A 19,650-nucleotide genomic window follows, 5' to 3' on the forward strand; every position below is an offset into this window, starting at 1 on the left:
CCTTTGACGCTGTAGAAGGCGCCTTCATGGTCGAACGGCCTGTCGTTCGACCACAGGCGCTTCAAAAGCACCAGATATTCGTCAATACGCTGCCACACCACGGTGTGCCCGACCGGGCGCGCCTCGGCATCCTCATCGCTGAGCGGCTCGCTCAGCATCCTGAGCGACAGCCGGCCGCCGCTCCTGGCGTCGAGCGCGGCAAGCTGCCTGGCCGCCACCGTCGGCTCGACCACGCCAGCCCAGTGGGTCAGCACCACCTCCAGCGACGCGGTGCGCTTCAGCGCCTGCGCGGCTATGTCCATATTGGTGAGCAGGCCGGCCGGATCGTCGACGACGATCTTCTGAAAGCCGACATCCTCGATCAGCGACAGTTTCGTCGCGGTCTCGGCGAAATCGTAGAAGAAGCCGCCATCGGCAGATTTACCCGGAACATGCGTGAACTCGATCGGCATTGCCATCTCCTTCATCACGTTTGGAATCGCATATCAAAACCACAGGGCGCGCGAAAACGCGCCGCCGACGCGGCTCACTCAACTCCGGTTGCCTGAAAGCGTTAGGCCGCCACCCCGTGGTTCCCGCGCCTCAGGGAATGAGGCCCAGAACGACTGCCCCGGTGAACACGAACGCAAGGGTGAAAACGAGATAGGCGAAGGCCCCGCCATAGGCCGGCCGCCAGCTCTGGCCGACGGTTTGGCCCCTGCGGTCTGTCTGGGTGTTTTGGTAATAGGACATGTCGGCCTCCGTCTCACCCTTAATCTATAAAGTTAGTAGACTTTGTCGATTGCTATTTTTCCGCGATCCGAAGAACGAATTTCTCATATCGCGCTGGACATTGGTTTGGCTTGCTGCGTCTGCCCTATGCAGGGGAAACGGCTGCGGAGACGATGACGCCGCCCCCGGATTTCGGCGGTCGCGCCGGAGTCGGCGATGCGGCCAGCGAGCTTGGCCATCCGACACGCGCGGGTTAGCATCGTTGCCGGTTCACGCGTGAAGCATCAACAGACGGAGAAAACAATGGGCGGAAGGCTGGCGGGCAAGGTCGCCATCATCTCGGGCGGCGCGACGGGCATGGGCGGGGCGGCTTCCGAGCTGTTCGCGGCGGAAGGCGCCAAGGTGGCGATCGTCGACCGCAACGGCGAAGCGGCGGCGGCGACCGCTGCCGCGATCCAGGCACGCGGCCATGTCGCGGAGCATTTCGTCGCCGACGTTTCCGACGAAGCGCAGGTCGAGGGAGCGGTGAAGGCGGCGGCGGCAAAGCTCGGCCCCGTCACCGTGCTGTTCAACCACGCCGGCACCATCGTGATAAAGCCGTTCCTGGAGACGACGCTCACGGAATGGGACTGGCTGCACGCCGTGAATGTGCGCTCGATGTTCCTGATGACGCGCGCCGTACTGCCCGGCATGATCGCGGCGGGCGGCGGCTCGATCGTCTGCACCTCGTCGATCTCGGCGGTGGCGGCGACGCCGAACGAGGTGCTCTACGACACCACCAAGGGCGCCTGCCACATGTTCGCCCGCGCCATCGCGGTCGAATTCCGCGACCGCAACATCCGCTGCAACGCCGTCTGCCCCGGCTTCATCCGCACCCCGCACGGGCTGCGCGAGGTGGCCGACCTGGGGAAACTCGGCGTCGACGTCTCCGACGCGGCACTCGCCGCCCAGCAGGGCCGCATCGGCGAGCCGGAAGAAGTGGCGAAGGCCGCATTGTTCCTGGCCAGTGACGAATCCAGCTTCGTCAACGGCGCGCATCTCTTCGTCGACAACGCCTTTACGGCGATGTGAAGCGTCCCAGGCTTGGCGCTCTTCCTCTCCCCCCGTCGATCGGGGGAGAGGAAAGGGCGCCAAGTCCTCTACCGCTCTTCCCTCCGAAACGGCTTCAGCAGCGCCGAGGGCGCGACCGCATTGCGCGACAGGAAGGCCATGGCGACGATCGTGAAGATGAAGGGCAGCATCAGGAAGGCTTCGTAGGGGATGTGGCCGAGCCCACTTGCCTGCATCCTGAGCTGCAGCGCATCGACGAAGGCGAACAGCAGCGCCGCGCCCGCCGAGCGCCACGGGTCCCAACGGCCGAACACGACCAGCGCGATCGCCACCCAGCCGCGCCCGGACACCACGCCGAAGGTGAAGGCGTTGAACTGCGCCATGGTGAGAAACGCGCCGGCGAGCCCCATCAACGCGCCGCCGAGGATCACCGCCTGGAAGCGCGTGCCAATCACGCTGACCCCGGCCGAGTCGGCGGCGCGCGGGTTTTCGCCTACCATCCGCACCGAAAGCCCCCATGGCGTGCGGTAGAGCACGATGGCGGCGAGCGGAACGGCGATGATCGCCAGATAGACAAGCGTAAACTGGTTGAACACCGCCGGGCCGAGGATCGGAATGTGCGAAAGCAGCGGGATCGGCTCGGGCTGGAAACCCTTGATGCTCGGTGGCACCGACTGCTGGCCGAAGATCAGCCGGTAGAGGAAATACGCGAGCCCCGAGCAGAACAGCGTCACGCCGATGCCGCAGACATGCTGGCTTAAGCCCAGCGCCACCGTGAACAGCGCATGCACCGCGCCCATCAGCGCGCCGGTCGCCACGGCAACCAGCACGCCGAGCCACAGGCTGCCGCTCATGCTGGTGGCGGTGAACCCGGCCATGGCAGAGAGCAGCATGATGCCTTCGATGCCGAGATTAAGCACGCCGGCGCGCTCGGAGAACATTTCGCCAAGCGTGGCGAAGGCAAGCGGCGTGGCGATGCGGATGATGGCGGCAAGGAAGCCGACCTGAAAGATCTGCTCGAACACCGCGCTCATTTCGCGACCCGCCGAATTCGATAGGCGGTGAACAGCAGCGCCACCAGCATGGCAAGCAGCGCCGTGCCCTGGATGACGTCGCTGAGGAAAGCCGGCACGCCGGTCGCGCGCGACATCGCCTCGGCCCCGGTCATAACCGCGGCAAGGAAGAGCGCCGCCGGCACCACGCCGAGCGGATTGAGCCTGGCCAGCATGGCGACGACAATGCCGGAATAGCCGTAGCCGGGCGAAATGTCGCTCATCACCTGGAAATGCACGCCGCCGACCTCGCCGACGCCGGCCAAGCCCGCCAGCGCGCCGGAGAGCAGTGCGGTCGAGATGAGCACGCGCTGGACGTTGATGCCGCTGTAGCGGGCCGCTTCCGGATTCTCGCCGGTGACACGGATGCGGAAGCCGAGCGTCATGCGCGCGATCAAGAACCAGCAGAGCGGCGCGGCGATCAGCGCCGCCACGACGCCGAGATGCAGCCGCGTGCCCTCAATCAGCACCGGGAAATTGGCCGAATCCTCGACCGGCGGCGAGATCGGATAGCCGCTGAAGCTATCCTTCCAGGGCCCCTCGATCAGCGCCATCAGCGCGTAATAGATGACCGAGTTGAGCAGCAGCGAGCTGACAACGTCGTCGACCTTGAATTTGACGCGCAGCGTCGCCGGCACCAGCGCCACGGCGGCGCCGGCCGCGGCACCCGCCAGCGCCATCAGGAGCATGGCGAGAGTGCCCGGCATCGGGATGGCGCCGACGAAGCAACTCGCCACGGCGCCCGCCAGCAACTGGCCCTCGGCACCGATGTTCCAGAATTTTGCCCGGAAGGCGACCGCCACAGCAAGGCCGGTGAAGATCATCGGCGCGGCGCGCACCAGCGTCTCGGTTATGGCGTAGCTGTCGCCGAGCGAGGCCGACAGCATCACGCCATAGGCCTCGATCACGCCGGCGCCGGCGATTGCGATCAGGCCGCTGCACAACACCAGCGTCGCCGCGATCGCCAGCAGCGGCAGTGCGAGATTGAACCAGGCGGGCGTCGACGTACGGGCTTCGAGGCGGAACATCAGGCGTGGCCCCCCGCTCGCCAGATGTCGGCGCCGCCTCTCATCCGGCTGCCGCCACCTTCTCCCCGTATAGTGACGGGGAGAAGGTGGCTGGCCGCAGCCGTCACACCCTTCTTGCAACGCTCGCGATTGGCGAAATCATCGATGAAAGCGCTCCTCTCCCCGTCTCTATACGGGGAGAGGGTGCCGGCAGGCAGGTGAGGGGCGGCGCCGGCGTTCGAAATCAGAGGCAAACCCATGCTTTACGCCCTCCCCTCCACGCCGGTCATCATCAGGCCGAGCCTTACGACGGTGGCGTCCGCACCGGCGAGTGTGCCGGCGATGCGGCCCTCATACATCACCGCGATGCGGTCCGAGAGCATTAGCAGTTCCTCGAGGTCCTCGCCGATGACGATGATGCCGCAGCCCTTGGCGCGCATGGCGAGGAACTTCTCGTGGATGAAGCGGGCAGCGCCGATGTCGAGGCCGCGCGTCGGCTGCGACACGATCAGCACTTTCGGATCGAAGGCGAGCTCGCGCGCCAGCAGTGCCTTTTGCAGATTGCCGCCGGAGAGCGCGCCAGCGCGCACCATCGGCCCCGGGCAGCGTATGTCATAGGCCTTGATCTGGGTTTCGGCGAAAGCACGGATGGCGGACGGATTGAGCAGACCCTTGCGGCTGAACGCCTCGGTGCCGATGCGCGGCAGCACCATGGAATCGGCGAGCGGCAGATTGGTCACCAGCCCGGTCGTCATCCGGTCTTCCGGGATGCGGCCGAGACCGAGCGCCTGTACCGCGCGCGGCGAGAATTGCGCAACCGCTTTGCCGGCTATCGTCATCGCGCCGGCCTTCGGCGCCAGCATGCCGGAAATGACGTCGGCCAGCGCCCGCTGGCCATTGCCGGAGACGCCGGCGATGCCGAGGATCTCGCCTTCCCGCACCGAAAGCGACACATCTCGCAACGCGGTGCCGAGATGACCCGACGTGGAAATGCCGTCGAGGGTAAGCACCGTCGCGCCTGGCGTCGAGGGCCCTCTGGCCGGCGGCAAGATCTCGTGGCCGCACATCAATTGCGCCATGGCGGACGACGTCGTGTTGGCGGGGTCGTCGACGCGGCCCGCGACCTTGCCGTGCCGCAGCACCACGCAGCGATGCGTGAGTGCCCGTACTTCGTTGAGCTTGTGCGAGATGAAAATGATGCCGAGCCCCTGGCCCGCCATAGAGCGCAGGGCGGCGAACAGGCCGTCGACCTCACCTGGCGCCAGCACCGCCGTCGGCTCGTCGAGGATCAGAAGCTTCGCGCCGCGAAACAACGCCTTGATGATCTCCAGCCGCTGCTGCTCGCCGACCGACAGCGCCGAGACCGGCAGCGTCGGATCGAGGCTCAGCCCATGCTGGTGGCCGATCTCCCTCAGCCGCGCCAGCCCGCCGGCGCGGTCGATGCGGCCTGACTTGCCCGGAATGCCGATCAGGAGGTTCTCCAGCACCGTCAGCCGCGGCGCCAGATGAAAATGCTGGTGCACCATGCCGATGCCGGCGGCGAGCGCGTCGGCCGAACTGTGGATGGCGACCGGCCGGCCCTCGACCAGTATCTCGCCGGCGTCAGGTGCATAGGCGCCGAACAGCACGTTCATCAGCGTCGTCTTGCCGGCACCGTTCTCGCCAAGCAGCCCAAGGATCTCGCGCGGTGCGACGCTGAGATCCACGGCCTCGTTCGCCTTGACGGCGCCGAAGCTCTTGGTGATGCCGCGCATTTCGATGAGTGGGGCGGACAAGGGATACTCCTGGTACCCCTCCCCCTTGAGGGGAGGGTGCCGAGCGAAGCGAGGCGGGAGGGGGCACCTCAACCGCCTCGACCTATGACTTAGCAAGATGGAGCGCGTCGCGGGCGACCCCTCCCGGCCCTGCGGGCCACCCTCCCCTCGAGGGGGGGATAAGCCGGCCTCAATCCGAGACCGGCGTGTTCTCGTCGACGTCGACGCGGAAGTTGCCTTCGAGGATCTCGGCCTTCTTCTTCTCGACCAGGTCCTTGACCTCGGCCGGCAGCGTCTTGTCGAACTTGTGATACGGCGCCAGGAACGAACCGCCCTTGGCCATGCGCGAGAAATCGCCATAGTCCTGCGCGGTGAAGACACCCGCCTTGACCAGCTTGATCGCCTGCTCGACCGTCGGGTACATGTCCCACACCGGCCCGGTGATCACCGTATCCGGGCCGAGGCTCGACTGGTCGGACATGTTGGAGATGGCGAGGATCTTCTTCTCCACCGCCGCCTCGATGACGCCGAAGCGCTCGGCATAGATCACGTCGACGCCAGCGTCGATCTGCGCCACGGCGGCTTCCTTGGCCTTCGGCGGATCGAAGAAGGAGCCGATGAAGGCGACCTTCTTCTTGATGTTCGGGTTGACCTCCTTGGCGCCGGCGAAGAAGGCGTTGACCAGCCGGTTCACTTCCGGAATGCCCATCGCCGCCACCGCGCCGACGGTGCCGGACTTCGACATCTTGCCAGCAATCAGGCCGGAAAGGTACGCCGGCTCGTGGATCCAATTGTCGAAGACGCCGAAATTGGGCTCGGCCGGCCCGGCGCCGGAGCCGAACAGCCATGCGGTCTTCGGGAACTGTTTTGCCGTGCGGCGTGATTCGCGCTCGGCGGCGAAGGCATCTCCCAGCACCAGCTGGTAGCCGCCCTGCGCATATTCGCGCATCACGCGGCTGAAGTCGGCGGTCTGCACCTTCTCCGACCATTTGTATTCGATGCCCAGTTCCTTCTCGGCCTTCTGCAGGGCGACATGGATCTGGTTGTCCCACGGCTCCTCGATCGGTGTGGCGAAGATCGCCGCCACCTTCAGCTTCTTGTCCTTGGCGAAGGCGGCATTCGGCAGCACCGCCGCCGCCAGCCCCAGCGCGCCGAGTTCCAGCACGGTGCGCCGTGACAGGCCGGCGCGTTGCGTCTTGCTATGATCGTCTTTCATGGAAGTGCCCCTCTGGTTGACAGCCGTGTCGAGCCGGCCGTTCTCAGGAATGTCAGACAAGGGACTATGGAACGGTGTCTGAGTTTTGTCCACATGGTCAAATTTGGCAAACGAAGGGTCGCTGTTGCGACCGGGAAACGTCGGCGGGACAGCGCCCCCCTCTGGCCTGCCGGCCATCTCCCCCACTTGGGGGGAGATCGGATGTCACGCCGGCTTTCGCCAATTGCCAGCGTGGCTAGAAGAGCGAGGCGCCAAAACCGCTAATCTCCCCCCTCGTGGGGGAGATGTCCGGCAGGCCAGAGGGGGGCGCGAAGGAACGCGGCATTCGTTCTAGACGGCCGATGACCGTACTATCCTCCGGCACCCTCCCACGACCCCGTCTCCGCGAACCTTCTCAGCATCGGCGCCGGCTCGAAGATCACCCGACCCGTCAGCCGGTGCCAATGCTCCAGCCGCTCGACGATCTTCGCAGCCCCTTCGAGGCCGGCCCAGAACATCGGCCCACCCTTGCCGATGGGAAAGCCGTAACCGTTCGCCCAGACGACATCGATGTCCGACGCCCGCACCGCAATGCCTTCCTCGAGGATCCTCGCGCCCTCGTTGACCAGCGGATAGAGCGTTCGCTCGATGAGCTCGTCGGCGCCGATTTCGCGCCGCGCGATGCCAAACTCGGCCGCCTTGGCGCGGATCAGCGCCTCGACGTCGGGATCGGCGATCGGTTCACGCGAGCCGCTCTCGTAGCGATACCAGCCCTGCCCGGTCTTCTGGCCGAAGCGCCCTTGCTCGCAGAGCGTATCGGCAACCACCGCTGTCAGGCCGCGCGCCTTGCGGTTGCGCCAGCCGATGTCGAGGCCGGCGAGATCGCCCATCTGGAACGGCCCCATCGGCCAGCCGAAATCGGTGAACGCCTTGTCGACCTGGCCGGGCGTCGCCCCTTCGAGCAGCAGGAACTCGTTTTCCGCGCCGCGTGCGGACAGCATGCGATTGCCGACGAAGCCGTGGCAGACGCCGACGACGACCGGCACCTTGCCGATGCGCCGCGCTAGCTCCGCAACCGTCGCCAGCGCGTCGGGCGCGGTCCTATCGGCGCGCACGATTTCCAAGAGCTTCATGACATTGGCCGGCGAGAAGAAATGCATGCCGAGCACATCCTGCGGCCGCGACGTCGAGGCGGCGATCTCGTCGACATCGAGATAGGAGGTGTTGGTGGCAAGGATCGCGCCCGGCCTGGCCACCGCGTCGAGTTTGCCGAACACCACCTTCTTGACCGCCATGTCCTCGAACACCGCCTCTATTACCAGGTCGCAATCGGCAAGGTCGGCATAGTCGGTGCTGCCTTTGAACAGGCCAAGCCGTTGCTGCCTGGCCTCTTCCGTTAGCGAGCCACGGCCGACCGAGACGGCGTAGTTCTTCTCGATCAGTGCGAAGCCCCGTTGCAGCGCCTCCTCGCCGGTTTCGAGCAAGGTCACCGGAAAGCCGCCATTGGCAAAGGCCATCGCGATGCCGCCGCCCATCGTGCCGGCGCCGATGATGCCGACGCGGGCGATCTTGCGGCGGGTGACGTCCTTGCCTTGTATCTTGGCCGCTTCCCGTTCGGCGAAGAACAGATGCCGCTGCGCGCGCGACTGGTCGCCGGCAACGAGCTTCACGAACAGCGCGCGCTCCGCCGCCAGCGCCTCATCGAACGGCAGCGTTATCGCATTGCGCACGGCTTCGGCGCAGGCAAGCGGAGCCTCCAGCCCACGCGCTTTCCTGGCAAGCTCGGCCGCCTGACGGTCGAAGGCTGCAAGGTCCGTTTCGGCAACGCGGTCGTTGCGTTCGCGCATCGGCGCGAGCGACCCGCCTTTGGCGGCCGCCTCGCCGGCGAACCGGACCGCCTGGGCGATCAGATCGCCGTCGAAGACAGCATCGACGAGGCCCGCGGCTTTTGCTTCGCCAGCCGAAATCGGCGTTCCCGAAACGATCATGCCGAGCGCCTTCGCCGCGCCGACCAGGCGCGGCAGCCGTACCGTGCCGCCGCCGCCCGGCAGCAGGCCGAGCTTCACCTCCGGCAGGCCGAGTTTCGCGCCGGCGTCGGCGACGCGGAAATGGCAGCCTAGCGCCAGCTCGAGCCCGCCGCCCAGCGCCGTGCCATGGATGGCGGCGACCGTCGGCTTGGCGATGGTTTCCAGCAGCGCCACAATGGCGCGCAGCTCCGGCTGCTGCACCGGCTTGCCGAATTCGGTGATGTCGGCTCCGGCGACGAAAGTCCGCCCTGCGCACACGATCACGATGGCCCTGGCGGTGGCATCGTCGCGCAGCGCGGCCAGCGCCGCGTGGAGTGGCTCGCGGACGTGGAAGCTGAGCGCGTTGACCGGCGGGTTGTCGATTATGACCACCGCCACGCCGTTCTCGTTTGCGACGTTGACAGAATTGGACAAGCGGAACCTCCCGAGACCGGCTGCGATCACGACGGGTTTACTAGGCCGCGCCGCGAATGGGAACCTGATGGTATCGCTGGCACAATGCTTGTCTGGACAAGCCGCGACAGCGCGCTGAAGAAGGCAACACCAAACGATCTGACGAACTCCGCCGATATTCGGTCAGCCGGAGTCGGACGGCCGCGAAGCGACCAAACTGGGTGCGAACCGGAGCGGAACGTAGGTGAAGTACGTGAGCACCGGAAGCGCAGGAAGCCGCCATTTGCAGGCCGGCCTCACCTGGATATCACCGCAGCGCCTTCTCTCCACCTGCCGCCGTTATCACCCCGACGATGATCAGTCCGGTCAGCACCAGCCGCACGCCGGCGCTGACGCCGAACGTGTTGAGCATGGTGAGCAGCAGCACCAGGAACAGGCCAGCGCCCCAGACGCCGGGCACATTGGCCTTGCCGCCGGCGACCGAGGTGCCGCCTATGACGACGACGGCGATCGAGGCGAGCAGGTATTCGTTGCCGATGTCGACATTGGCGCCGCGGAAATAGCCGGCGAGCAGCGCCCCGTCGATACCGCCGAGCGCGCCGGACAGCGTGTAGGTGAGGAAGCGGATGCGGCCGACATTGACGCCGGCGAGCCAGGCGGCGCGGATGTTCTGGCCGATCGCCAGCACCGAGCGGCCGTAGATCATGCGCTGCAGCGACGTTGCCGCGCCGATGGTGAAGAGTACCGTCAGCATCGCCAGCACCGGGATGCCGAGGAATTGCCAGTTGGTGAAGTCGGCGAAACCCGGCGGCGGCTTGATCTGCAGCCCGCGCCCATAGCTGATGTCAATCGACTGTATGATGAAGCTCGCCGACAGGGTTGCGATGATCGGCGGGATGCGGAGCGCCCAGATCAGCAGATAGTTGGCCGCGCCGATCGCAGCCCCGGTGGCGAGCGCCGCGATCAGCCCGACCGCGATCATTGAATCATTGCCGTCCATCACTTTCATGGCGACCGCGCTGGCAAGCCCGATATTGGCCGGCAGCGACAGGTCGACATTGCCGGGTCCGAGCGTGATGACGAACATCTGGCCGACGCCGACGATGACGGTGAAGACGGCCAGCGAAAGTGCCGCCGTGATCATGCCGCCGGCACCATAGCCGCCGGTGAAGACGATGGTCGCCAGCCACACCACGGCTGCGCCGATGAAGGACCAGGTCCACGGTTTGGCCAGCAGCATTCGCAGCGAGGCCATCGCTCACCTCTCCCTGCGGCTGATCAGCACCCGCGCCGCCAGCACGATGATCAGGATGGCGCCGTTGGCCGCCACCTGCCAGTCGGGCGGGATGTGCATGAAGGTCAACAGCGGCGAGGCGGCGAGCGCCAGCGTCAGCGCGCCGATGACGGCGCCGATCGGCGATACTCGGCCGCCGACGAATTCGCCGCCGCCGAGGATGACGCCGGCGATCGACAGCAGCGTGTAGCCGTTGCCGATATTGGCGTCGGCCGAGGTGGTGATGCCGATCAGCGCCATGCCGGAGAGTACCCCAAACAGGCCGGTCAGCGCGAACAGCACGATCCTGGTCTTGAGCAGCGACCAGCCGGCGCGCCGCAGCGCCGCCGCATTGCCGCCGGAGCCGCGCAGGATGACGCCATAGGATGTGCGCATCAGGCCGACATGCACCACCGCCGCGATCACCAGCGCGGCGATGATCGGGAACGGAATGAGAGGCGGCTTGAAGGCCATCAGCGACAACAGCCAGTCAGGTGCCTTGCCGCCGGGCTTCGGCAGGACGAGGATGGCGAGGCCCTGCCAGACGAAGCTCATGCCCAGCGTCACCACGATCGAGGGCAGGTTGCGCAGGTGGATCAGCGCGCCGAGCAGCGCATAGACGCCGATCGAGCCCAGCAGCACCGCCACACCGATCAGCGGCGCATCCTTCAGCCAGGTCGCCGTGACGCAGCCGACAAAGCCGACGAAGGTGCCAATCGAGAGGTCGAGCTCATTGCCGGCGATAACGAACATCTGCGCGATCGTGGCCAGGGCGATCGGGATCGCCAGGTTGAGCATCAGGGTGAAGCCGAAATATGAGATGGCGCGCGGGTTGAGCCAGGCGATCGCCAAAAGCACCAGCGCCAGCGACAACGCCGGCAACAGGCTGCGCAGCATGCGCGCCCGCGCCGCCGCACCGCCACCCGCCGACGACGCCTTCAGCCTGGTTTCGAGTGAGGCCGCCGTCATCTCAGGCCGCATCGCCGAATGAGGACTGGATGATCTTCTCCTCGGTCAGCTCGTCGCGTCCGAGATTGGCGACGATCCGGCCGTTCTTGAAGACATAGACATGGTCGCAATTGTCGAGCTCTTCGGTTTCGGTCGTGTACCAGAGGAAGGTGCGGCCCTTGCGGGCTTCCTCGCGCACCAGATCGTAGACTTCCAGCTTGGTGCCGATATCGACGCCGCGCATCGGGTCGTCCATCAGCACGATCCCGGCATCCGAGCCCAGCGCGCGGGCAAACAACGCCTTCTGCTGGTTGCCGCCGGACAGCGAGTAGATGTTGTTGCTCATGTCGGGCGTGCGGATGCCGATCTTGTTCTTCCAGAATTCGGCAAGCTCGGCCTCGCGCCGCGGCGAGATCAGGAAGCCGCTGCGCAGCCGCGCCAGTGAGCGGATGCCGATATTCTGCGCGATCGACCATTGCGCAAAAATGCCGTCCGACTGGCGGTCACCGGCGACCAGCGCCACCGGCGCGGTCACCTCTATGCCGGTCCTGGCGCGCTGGGCAGCGCCGAAAATCGCCAGCAAAAGGTCGGTTTGCCCGTGGCCGGCGAGGCCGGCGAGCCCGATGATCTCGCCCGCGCGCGCGACGAGCTCCTTGCCGTCCTGCTGCCGCGCCGGACGTGCCTTGACCCGCAGCGGGCCGGCCTCCGCCTTCCTTGTCTCCGCGGCAGTTCTCTGATGCCCTTCGGCGCCGCCCATGGTGGCGACCAGCCGATCGCGGTCGAAGGCGCTTGCGGCGTCGGCGGCGACGACCTTGCCGTCGCGCATGACCACGATGCGGTCGGCGTTCTGCAGCACCTCGCCCAGCACATGCGAGATCAGGATGCAGCTGCCGCCGGAAGCGACGAAGCGGCGCACGAACGCAAGCAGCTGGCCCGCTGTATGCGCGTCGAGCGAGGAGGTCGGCTCGTCGAGGATGACCAGTGCCAGCGGATCCTCGGTCAGCGTGAAGGCGCGGGCCACTTCCACCATCTGCCGCCGGCCGATTGAAAGGTCGCCGGCGATGTCGGAAGCGGAGATGCCGTGGTCCGGAAAGATCTCGTCCAGCTTGGCGGTGATAAGGTCGGCGGCCTTGCGTCGCCAGCCGAAACCGGTGAGCGAAGGATGGTTGATGCGCGTGTTCTCGGCGATGCTGAGGTTCGGGCAGAGCGATAGTTCCTGGAATACGCAGCGTATGCCGAGTTGCTGCGCGCGCGGCACCGAATAGGCCTGCTCGGCGCTGCCGCGCACCGTGATCGCGCCGCTGTCGGGGACAAGCGTGCCCGCCACCATGTGCATCAGCGTCGACTTGCCGGCGCCGTTGTGACCGACGAGACCGACACATTCGCCGGCGCCGACTTGGAAGTCGACGCCGCTGAGCGCCCGGACGGCGCCGAAATGCTTTTCGGCACCGTCCAGTCTGATGATGTCAAAATTGGCGGCGCCGAAATGCTTTTTGGCGCCATCCGGCCTGACTATATCGGTGTTTGCCTCGGGCATGCTCAACGATATCCGGTTGGCGATGCCGGCGGCAACAGTTCAGCCATCACTTGATGTTGGCTTTGATGGCCGCGATGGCGTCTTCCTGTGTGTATTCGTGCGTAGCGACGCCACCCTCCTTGATCTTCGGCAGGGCCGCTTCGAAATCGTCCTGGGTGAAGGCGAGATACGGCACCAGAAGGTCGTGCGGAATGTCCGTGCGGCCGTCCAGCACCTGCTGCGCCACCCAGAAGGCTAGCGACGAGACGCCGGGCGCGATCGAGGCCGACCAGGTCTGGTAGCCGTCCTTGTCCTTCTGCTCCTTCCACCACTTCAGCTCGTCCTGGCGGTTGCCCATGATGATGGTCGGGCGCGGCTTGCCGGCGGCTGCGAAGGCTTGCGCCGCGCCGTAGCCGTCGCCGCCCTGGTCGACGATGCCGACCACGTCAGGCAGCGACGGCAGGATGGTCGCCACCGCCTTCTGCGCCGTGGTCTGGTCCCAGTCGCCGGTGACCGAGCCGACGATCTTGAACTCGGGATGCGCGGCCACGCCTTCGAGGATGCCGGCATGGATGGCATCGTCGATCGAGGTGCCGGCGAGACCGCGGATCTCCAGCAGATTGCCGCCCTTGGGCTGGAACTTGGCCATCTGCTCGACTTCCTGCTTGCCCATGTCCTTGAAGTCGACGACGACGCGGTAGGCGCAGGGCTCGGTGACGATGCCGTCGAAGGAGACGACGACGATGCCGGCATCGCAGGCCTGCTTGATGGCGCCGTTGAGCGCATCCGGCGAGGCGGCGTTGATGACGATGGCGTCATAGCCCTGCAGGATCAGGTTCTGCACCTGCGCAGCCTGGGTCGGAACTTCCTTGTCGGCGGTGGTGAAGACGTCGGCGGCCGCGACCACCTTGTCCTCGACCGCCTTCTTGGTGACGATGCCGTAGCTGTCCAGCATCGCCTGGCGCCACGAATTGCCGGCATAGTTGTTGGAGAAGGCGATCTTCTTGCCACTGGTGTCGGCCAGCGCGGTGCCCGAGGCGAGCATCGCCGCCAGAGCGCTCAGGACGAGTAGTTTCTTCATGTCATATCCTCCCAGATGTGTTGACTGCTGCATTCCAGCCGGCTTTTAAGGCCGGCCTCACTTCCAATCCGATTTGAGCCCGGACGATCCCGCGCTCAAAACAGCCTCAGCCCCGGCACGCGGACTCTGAGCCGGTAAAGCGACGTCGACGCGGCGATGTAGAGGCTCCTCAGATCCTCGTCGCCGAAGGTGAAATTGGCACAGTCTTCCGGCGTCGCGATGACGCCGAGAAGCTCGCCGGACGCATCGAACACGTGGATGCCGCCCGGGCCGGTGCAATATAGGTTGCCGCGGCTGTCGATCTTCATACCGTCGGTCGATCCCGGCTCAGTGCCCTCGGTCGCCGCCCAGACCGCGCCGCCATTGAGGTCGCCGTTGGCCTCCACGCCGAACACCCTGATATGCCCGCGCTCGGTGTCGTTGACGAACAGCCGCGATTCGTCGAGCGAGAAGCAGAGCCCGTTGGGCTGCGCGAAATCGTCGGCAAGCAAGGTCAGGGCGCGGTCGCCGTCGATCCGGTAGACGCCCTGAAACGAAAGCTCCTGCTGCCGCGGCACGCCGTAGAATTCCGCCCGGCCGAACCCGGGGTCGGTGAAGTAGATGGCGCCGCCGGTGGCGACGACGACGTCGTTCGGGCTATTCAGCTCCTTGTCGCCGTAATGGGTGGCGAGCACGGTCACGGTTCCGTCCGGCTCGGCGCGGGTAACGCGGCTCGTCGCGTGCTCGCAAGTGACCAGCCGCCCCTGGCGGTCGAGAGTGTTGCCATTGGCCTTATGGCTGGGCTCCCGGAACAACTCGATCTCGCCCGAAGAGCTGCGCCTGTACATACGGCTTTCGGGAATGTCGGAAAACACCAGCCATTTATCGTAAGGATGCCACACCGGCCCTTCGATGAAGGAGTAGCCTGTCGCCAGCCGTTCCATCGCCGCGTTGCCGACAACGTCGCCGAAGCCGGAATGGCGGGCCGGCGCCGAAATCGACATCACTGGTCCTTCGGCTTGCGGACTGCCGCGCCGCCGACGAACCAGTCGCTGCCGGCCACGTCCTCGAACACCACCCAGATCGCGTCCTTGGGCAGTTCGGCGACCTCGCTGATGGCTTCGGTGACGCGGCGCGAGATCTCGTCCTTGCGCTTTTGCGAATGGCCCTCGAGTATCCGAATGTTGACGAACGGCATCGGCGCCTCCCGGGCATTTTCTTGTTGTGGGGAGCGAGCCTAGTCAGCGCCCGGGCCGGGCGATACGGGTCAACGCGCAGCGCCGACTGTGGTTTTGCACAGTCGGTCCCTTCAGGCCGCGGACGTCAATTACTGGTCCTGCAGCGGCGCCGCCTGCGCCAGCCAGGCGTCGAGCCGGTCCTGCTCGCGGCGCAGCGCGTCGATGTTGATCAGGCCGCGCGCCAAGGCGAGGTAGATCGCCCGCGTGCGCGAGTTGAAGACGGAGGCCTCACCGGCGCCGTCCTCCGGCGGCACGATGCCCAGCTTGTCGTAGACGTGCTTGATGCGGCTTTGCGCGCCGCGGATCGACAGGCCCCGGCGGGCCGCGATCGCCCGGTCGGTCAGGCCGAGCGCGATGTCGATCAGACTTTCATATTCGCCATCGGTGATGCCTTCGAAACGATCCTGGACGCGATGCTGGATGCCGCGTATCTCACGATCGATGATGCAGTGGCCTTCGCGGAAGACGCCGCGAAGCGCCGAGCGCATGCCTTCCTCGGTAGCCGATTTCAGTACATAGCCATAGACCGAGCCGGGCGGCACGATGCGCGCCACGCCGCGCACATAGGCCTCGTCGGCGAAGTTCGACCAGAACAGGATGTGCGTGCCGGCGCGCCGGCTCCAGATGGCGCGGGCCACCTCGATGCCCGTTGCCTTGGGCAGTTGCAGGTCGAGCACGACATGCGGCGGCTCGCGCTCGGCCGCCATGTTGATGGCATCCTCGCCGTCGCCGGCCTCGATCACCTCGACGTCGCCAGGCCACAACTGTTCCACCGTCCGGCGCGCGAAAGTGCGATGCAGTCCGTCATTCTCGGCGATCATGACCAGCATCACGCCACCTCCGATACCGGCTCGCTCGCCGCCATGGCCGGCTTGCCGTCAGCTGGCGCGCGGTCGATCTCGATCACCACCCTGGTGCCGCCCTTGCGGCCGGCCGGCTCGAAGCGCAGCCGCGCGCCGACAAGCGCCGCCCGCGTATGCATGTGGCCGATGCCGCCCTGCGCGGCCGGGTCGATCGTGCCGCAGCCATGGCCGTCGTCGGTGACGACGACCTTGAACACGCCGTCGGTCGAGGTCAGCAGCACCTCGATCCGGCCGGGTGCAGCGTGCCGCACCGCATTGTTGATCGCTTCCTGCACGATCCGGTAGAGCGACGTGCGCATCGTCTCCGGCAGGCTGTCGGCGCTGCCGTCGCTGGTGTCGGCGATCCGCACGGCGATCGGCGGCTTCGCCCGCGCGACACTGCGGTTGAGATGCGCCTCGACGGCGTCGCGCAGCCCGAACAGCTCGAGCACGCTCGGCCGCATGTCGTCGACGATGTGGCGCAGTTCCGCCAGGCAACCGGCGATCTCCTGCTCGAGATCGGCGAGTTGGGCCGTCCGCGCCATGCCCCGGCTGCGGAAGGCCGAGACCTGGCGCGCGATGCGGGCAAGATCGGCAAGCGTCTGGTCGTGCAGGTCCATGGCCATGCGGCGGCGCTCGCGCTCCATGCCTTCGGTCAGTTGCGAGGCGCCGACCCTGAGCAGTTCCGCCCGGTTGCGCGCCTCGCTCTCGGCGAGCATGGCGCGGCGCGCCTCCTCGGTCTGGATCAGCGCAAAGATGTAGGGGGCGATGAGATCGGCGCATTGCTGGGCGACGGCCACATCCGTCAGCGTGTAGCAGCCGACCTCGTGGCGGCTGATGTTGAGCGCGCCGATGACGCTGCCGCGCGCCCTGAGCGGCACGATGATGCGGCTGCGCAGCCTGGCTTCGAAGATCGGCTCGTCGAAGGCGCCGGCGAAGTGAAAGCGCTCGTCGACCAGCGCGTTGTCCGACAACAGAAAGGGCGTCTGGCCCCACAGCACGCGCCGGATCGGGCTGCCCTCGACAGGATGCTGCGCCAGATCGCTCCAACTGGTGTGGAAACCGGCTTCGTAGCAGGCATGCATGCGGCCGTCCTGCGACAGCACCGCCAGGTCGATGTGGTCGTGCGGAATGAGCGTGCCGATTTCGATCGCCGTCGCCCGGAACGCCGAGCCCGGATCGATGTGGCCGGCAAGCGCGCGGGAAATGGCGACCAGCCGGTCTATCAACTGGGGAGATACGTCCGACATGTCTCTTCCCTCGCCATCTCCGCAAACCAAGCGGCACGCCAGACGCCTCGTTGGCGAGCGCGGCCGATACGCGATTTGCCTGCAGTCCTCCCTGCCAGCGAAATAGTGAACGCTTGCCGATGCCGCGTCAACGACACCTGCCCTCGCTGCCGGCGATCAACTTCAGGTGCGACGATTGAAAAGCCTTCGGCTCCTGGTCTAGGAACGGCAGCAGGAGGCCAATGCATGGCAGCGACCGTTGCTCAGGGCGCCCCGGGGATACCGGCGCGCTGGACGTCAAGCGCCAAGAGCGGCGTTGGCACTGCGCTTTCTGAGGTCAGCCCCCTCTGGTTCACGCTCAGCCACGGCATCCTCAACGAGATCTACCATCCGCGCCTCGACAGCGCCTGCACGCGCGACATGGAACTGATCGTCACCGGCCCCGGCGGCTATTTCTCCGAAGAGAAGCGCGATGCCGCGCATGAGGTCTCGACGGTCGATGCCGGCGTGCCCGCCTACCGGCTGACCAACACCGCGACCGATGGGGCGTACAGGATCGGTAAAAGGATCATTACGGATCCGAAACGCCCTGTCCTGCTGCAGGAGATCACCTTCTCGGCACTCAAAGGCTCAGCTAGCGATTACCGCGTCTACTCGCTGCTCGCGCCGCATCTCGTCAATGCCGGCATGGGCAACACCGCCTGGGTGGGCGAGCACAGGGGCAGGCCTGTGCTGTTCGCCTCGGGACGCGGCACTTGCCTGGCGCTTGCCTCATCGCTGCCCTGGGGCGCCTGCTCGGCCGGCTATGTCGGCTTTTCCGACGGCTGGCAGCAGCTCCAGCAGGGCGGCGTCCTCGATCCGGTCTGCCGCCGGGCCGAGGACGGCAATGTGGCGCTGACCGGCGAGATCGGTTTTTCCGCCGCTGACGACACAGCGCTGCTGGCACTCGGCTTTGGAGCCTCGCCGGAAGAGGCCGCCGACCTGGCTTTTGCCAGCCTGAAGCAGGGCTACGACGCCTCCGCCAAGGTCTATGTCGAAAACTGGCGCAAATGGCAGGCCGGGCTGCACAAGCTCGACCGGCACGCGACCTCGGGACTGAACACCTACCGCGCCAGCACGGCGGTGCTGGCTTCGCATCTGTCGATCGCCAGGCCGGGGGCCGCCGTCGCCAGCCTGTCGATCCCCTGGGGCTTCAACAAGGGCGACGACGATCTCGGCGGCTACCACCTTATCTGGCCGCGCGATCTGGTCGAGACTGCCGGCGGCTTCCTAGCCGCCGGCGACGGCAAGCAGGCGCTACAGATCCTGACCCGTCTGCGCACGATCCAGCAGCCGGACGGCCACTGGCCGCAAAATGCCTGGTCCGACGGCACCGCCTATTGGCCGGGCATCCAGATGGACGAATGCGCCTTTCCGCTGCTGCTTGCCGACGCCTTGCGCCGCGCCGGCCACCTGCCGCGCGCGAAACTCGCCGGCTTCCTGCCGATGATCGAAAGTGCCGCGTCCTATGTCGTGCGCAACGGGCCGGTCACCGGCGAGGACCGCTGGGAAGAGGATGCCGGCTACAACCCCTTCACGCTGGCCGTCGAGATCGCCGCCCTGCTGGCGGCCGCCGACATGCTCGACATCGTGGGAAAAACAGAGCCGGCAAACTATCTGCGCGAGACCGCCGATTGCTGGAACGACCAGATCGAGCGCTGGACCTATGCCACCGGCACGCCATTATCCGCAGAAATGGGCGTCAACGGCTACTATGTCCGCATCGCCCCGCCGGATACGTCGGATGCCGCCTCCCCCAAGGACGGCTATGTGCCGATCAAGAACCGGCCCCCGGTCGACTCCGACAGGTTGGCCGAGGCTATCATCAGCCCCGATTCGCTGGCGCTGGTGCGCTTTGGTCTCAGGGCGGCGGATGATCCGCGCATTCTAGACACTTTGAAGGCCATCGACGCCCGGCTGCGCTGCGACCTGCCGCAAGGGCCGCTCTGGTATCGCTACACCGGCGACGGCTATGGCGAGCACGAGGACGGCGCGCCCTTCGACGGCACTGGCCAGGGCCGCCCATGGCCGCTGCTGGCGGGCGAGCGTGCCCATTACGAGCTCGCGGCGGGCCGCAGAGACAGGGCGGAAAGCCTGCTCGCGACGCTCGAGGCGTCCGCCGGGATCGGCGGCCTGCTGCCGGAGCAGGTCTGGGACGGCCCCGACATGCCGCAGCGCGAGTTGCGCCGCGGCGCCCCTTCGGGCAGCGCCATGCCGCTGGTCTGGGCGCATGCCGAGCACATCAAGCTCTTGCGTTCGCTTCGCGACGGCGCCGTCTTCGACCTGCCGCCGCAAGGCGTCGAGCGCTACATCAAG

At 66.5% G+C, this 19,650-nt stretch carries 17 protein-coding genes; 2 read left to right on the forward strand and 15 right to left on the reverse strand.

From position 1 onward, the window contains the following. Together EN745_RS11415 and EN745_RS11420 are read right to left on the reverse strand one after the other, a co-directional pair. A partial coding sequence (locus EN745_RS11415; RefSeq protein WP_127421274.1) for an LLM class flavin-dependent oxidoreductase occupies positions 1-452 on the reverse strand: 452 nt, incomplete at its 3' end. A gap of 130 nt (positions 453-582) precedes the next feature. Continuing rightward, a complete protein-coding gene (locus EN745_RS11420) occupies positions 583-732 on the reverse strand; it encodes a hypothetical protein (RefSeq protein ID WP_127406995.1) in 150 nt (49 codons plus the stop codon). A 282-nt stretch (positions 733-1,014) separates the two neighbouring features. Here EN745_RS11420 and EN745_RS11425 point away from each other — a divergent pair, with 282 nt between their 5' ends. Next, on the forward strand, positions 1,015-1,782 hold the full coding sequence (locus EN745_RS11425) for an SDR family oxidoreductase (protein WP_127421275.1): 768 nt from the start codon (positions 1,015-1,017) through the stop codon (positions 1,780-1,782). A gap of 68 nt (positions 1,783-1,850) precedes the next feature. Here EN745_RS11425 and EN745_RS11430 read toward each other — a convergent pair whose 3' ends face one another. The 13 genes from EN745_RS11430 to EN745_RS11500 form a co-directional block, all read right to left on the reverse strand. Then, a complete protein-coding gene (locus EN745_RS11430) occupies positions 1,851-2,795 on the reverse strand; it encodes an ABC transporter permease (RefSeq protein ID WP_127421276.1) in 945 nt (314 codons plus the stop codon). After that, on the reverse strand, positions 2,792-3,841 hold the full coding sequence (locus EN745_RS11435; RefSeq protein ID WP_127421277.1) for an ABC transporter permease: 1,050 nt from the start codon (positions 3,839-3,841) through the stop codon (positions 2,792-2,794). The genes EN745_RS11430 and EN745_RS11435 overlap by 4 nt, the downstream gene beginning before the upstream one ends. A 242-nt stretch (positions 3,842-4,083) precedes the next feature. Further along, entirely contained in the window at positions 4,084-5,595 is a 1,512-nt protein-coding gene (locus EN745_RS11445) for an ABC transporter ATP-binding protein (protein WP_127421279.1), read from the reverse strand. A gap of 169 nt (positions 5,596-5,764) precedes the next feature. After that, the gene (locus EN745_RS11450) at positions 5,765-6,790 is read right to left on the reverse strand and encodes a BMP family protein (protein WP_127421280.1); all 1,026 of its coding nucleotides are present in this window, start codon (positions 6,788-6,790) and stop codon (positions 5,765-5,767) included. A gap of 350 nt (positions 6,791-7,140) precedes the next feature. Next, a complete protein-coding gene (locus EN745_RS11460) occupies positions 7,141-9,210 on the reverse strand; it encodes a 3-hydroxyacyl-CoA dehydrogenase NAD-binding domain-containing protein (protein ID WP_127421281.1) in 2,070 nt (689 codons plus the stop codon). A 286-nt stretch (positions 9,211-9,496) separates the two neighbouring features. Further along, complete coding sequence (locus tag EN745_RS11465; RefSeq protein WP_126057539.1) at positions 9,497-10,444, reverse strand: ABC transporter permease; 948 nt, start codon at positions 10,442-10,444, stop codon at positions 9,497-9,499. Positions 10,445-10,447: 3 nt separating this feature from the next. After that, complete coding sequence (locus tag EN745_RS11470; RefSeq protein ID WP_189363020.1) at positions 10,448-11,431, reverse strand: ABC transporter permease; 984 nt, start codon at positions 11,429-11,431, stop codon at positions 10,448-10,450. Between the two features lies 1 nt (position 11,432). Continuing rightward, complete coding sequence (locus EN745_RS11475; protein ID WP_189363021.1) at positions 11,433-12,947, reverse strand: sugar ABC transporter ATP-binding protein; 1,515 nt, start codon at positions 12,945-12,947, stop codon at positions 11,433-11,435. A 46-nt stretch (positions 12,948-12,993) separates the two neighbouring features. Continuing rightward, on the reverse strand, positions 12,994-14,007 hold the full coding sequence (locus tag EN745_RS11480; protein ID WP_126057537.1) for an ABC transporter substrate-binding protein: 1,014 nt from the start codon (positions 14,005-14,007) through the stop codon (positions 12,994-12,996). 95 nt (positions 14,008-14,102) lie between these two features. Then, entirely contained in the window at positions 14,103-14,990 is an 888-nt protein-coding gene (locus tag EN745_RS11485; RefSeq protein WP_126057536.1) for an SMP-30/gluconolactonase/LRE family protein, read from the reverse strand. Next, entirely contained in the window at positions 14,990-15,184 is a 195-nt protein-coding gene (locus EN745_RS11490; RefSeq protein WP_126057535.1) for a 4-oxalocrotonate tautomerase family protein, read from the reverse strand. The genes EN745_RS11485 and EN745_RS11490 overlap by 1 nt, the downstream gene beginning before the upstream one ends. Positions 15,185-15,313: 129 nt before the next feature. After that, positions 15,314-16,054 carry a response regulator transcription factor gene (locus EN745_RS11495; RefSeq protein WP_126057534.1) on the reverse strand — a complete coding sequence of 247 codons (741 nt, stop codon included), beginning with the start codon at positions 16,052-16,054 and terminating at the stop codon, positions 15,314-15,316. After that, positions 16,054-17,316: a histidine kinase gene (locus EN745_RS11500; RefSeq protein ID WP_126057533.1), complete on the reverse strand. Its 1,263-nt coding sequence runs from the start codon at positions 17,314-17,316 to the stop codon at positions 16,054-16,056. The genes EN745_RS11495 and EN745_RS11500 overlap by 1 nt, the downstream gene beginning before the upstream one ends. A 225-nt stretch (positions 17,317-17,541) precedes the next feature. On the opposite strand from EN745_RS11500, the gene EN745_RS11505 reads away from it, so the two are divergent. After that, a partial coding sequence (locus tag EN745_RS11505; RefSeq protein WP_127421282.1) for a glucan 1,4-alpha-glucosidase occupies positions 17,542-19,650 on the forward strand: 2,109 nt, incomplete at its 3' end.

It is taken from the genome of Mesorhizobium sp. M4A.F.Ca.ET.022.05.2.1 (assembly GCF_003998845.1).
GTDB lineage: Bacteria > Pseudomonadota > Alphaproteobacteria > Rhizobiales > Rhizobiaceae > Mesorhizobium.

Bases quoted from the DNA above. Each gene is read 5' to 3' on its own strand.
- EN745_RS11465 (WP_126057539.1), bottom strand. From the start codon at position 10,444: ATGGCCTCGCTGCGAATGCTGCTGGCCAAACCGTGGACCTGGTCCTTC.
- EN745_RS11475 (WP_189363021.1), bottom strand. From the start codon at position 12,947: ATGCCCGAGGCAAACACCGATATAGTCAGGCCGGATGGCGCCAAAAAG.
- EN745_RS11425 (WP_127421275.1), top strand. From the start codon at position 1,015: ATGGGCGGAAGGCTGGCGGGCAAGGTCGCCATCATCTCGGGCGGCGCG.
- EN745_RS11490 (WP_126057535.1), bottom strand. From the start codon at position 15,184: ATGCCGTTCGTCAACATTCGGATACTCGAGGGCCATTCGCAAAAGCGC.
- EN745_RS11470 (WP_189363020.1), bottom strand. From the start codon at position 11,431: ATGACGGCGGCCTCACTCGAAACCAGGCTGAAGGCGTCGTCGGCGGGT.
- EN745_RS11430 (WP_127421276.1), bottom strand. From the start codon at position 2,795: ATGAGCGCGGTGTTCGAGCAGATCTTTCAGGTCGGCTTCCTTGCCGCC.
- EN745_RS11480 (WP_126057537.1), bottom strand. From the start codon at position 14,007: ATGAAGAAACTACTCGTCCTGAGCGCTCTGGCGGCGATGCTCGCCTCG.
- EN745_RS11485 (WP_126057536.1), bottom strand. From the start codon at position 14,990: ATGTCGATTTCGGCGCCGGCCCGCCATTCCGGCTTCGGCGACGTTGTC.
- EN745_RS11450 (WP_127421280.1), bottom strand. From the start codon at position 6,790: ATGAAAGACGATCATAGCAAGACGCAACGCGCCGGCCTGTCACGGCGC.
- EN745_RS11500 (WP_126057533.1), bottom strand. From the start codon at position 17,316: ATGTCGGACGTATCTCCCCAGTTGATAGACCGGCTGGTCGCCATTTCC.
- EN745_RS11495 (WP_126057534.1), bottom strand. From the start codon at position 16,054: ATGCTGGTCATGATCGCCGAGAATGACGGACTGCATCGCACTTTCGCG.
- EN745_RS11435 (WP_127421277.1), bottom strand. From the start codon at position 3,841: ATGTTCCGCCTCGAAGCCCGTACGTCGACGCCCGCCTGGTTCAATCTC.
- EN745_RS11420 (WP_127406995.1), bottom strand. From the start codon at position 732: ATGTCCTATTACCAAAACACCCAGACAGACCGCAGGGGCCAAACCGTC.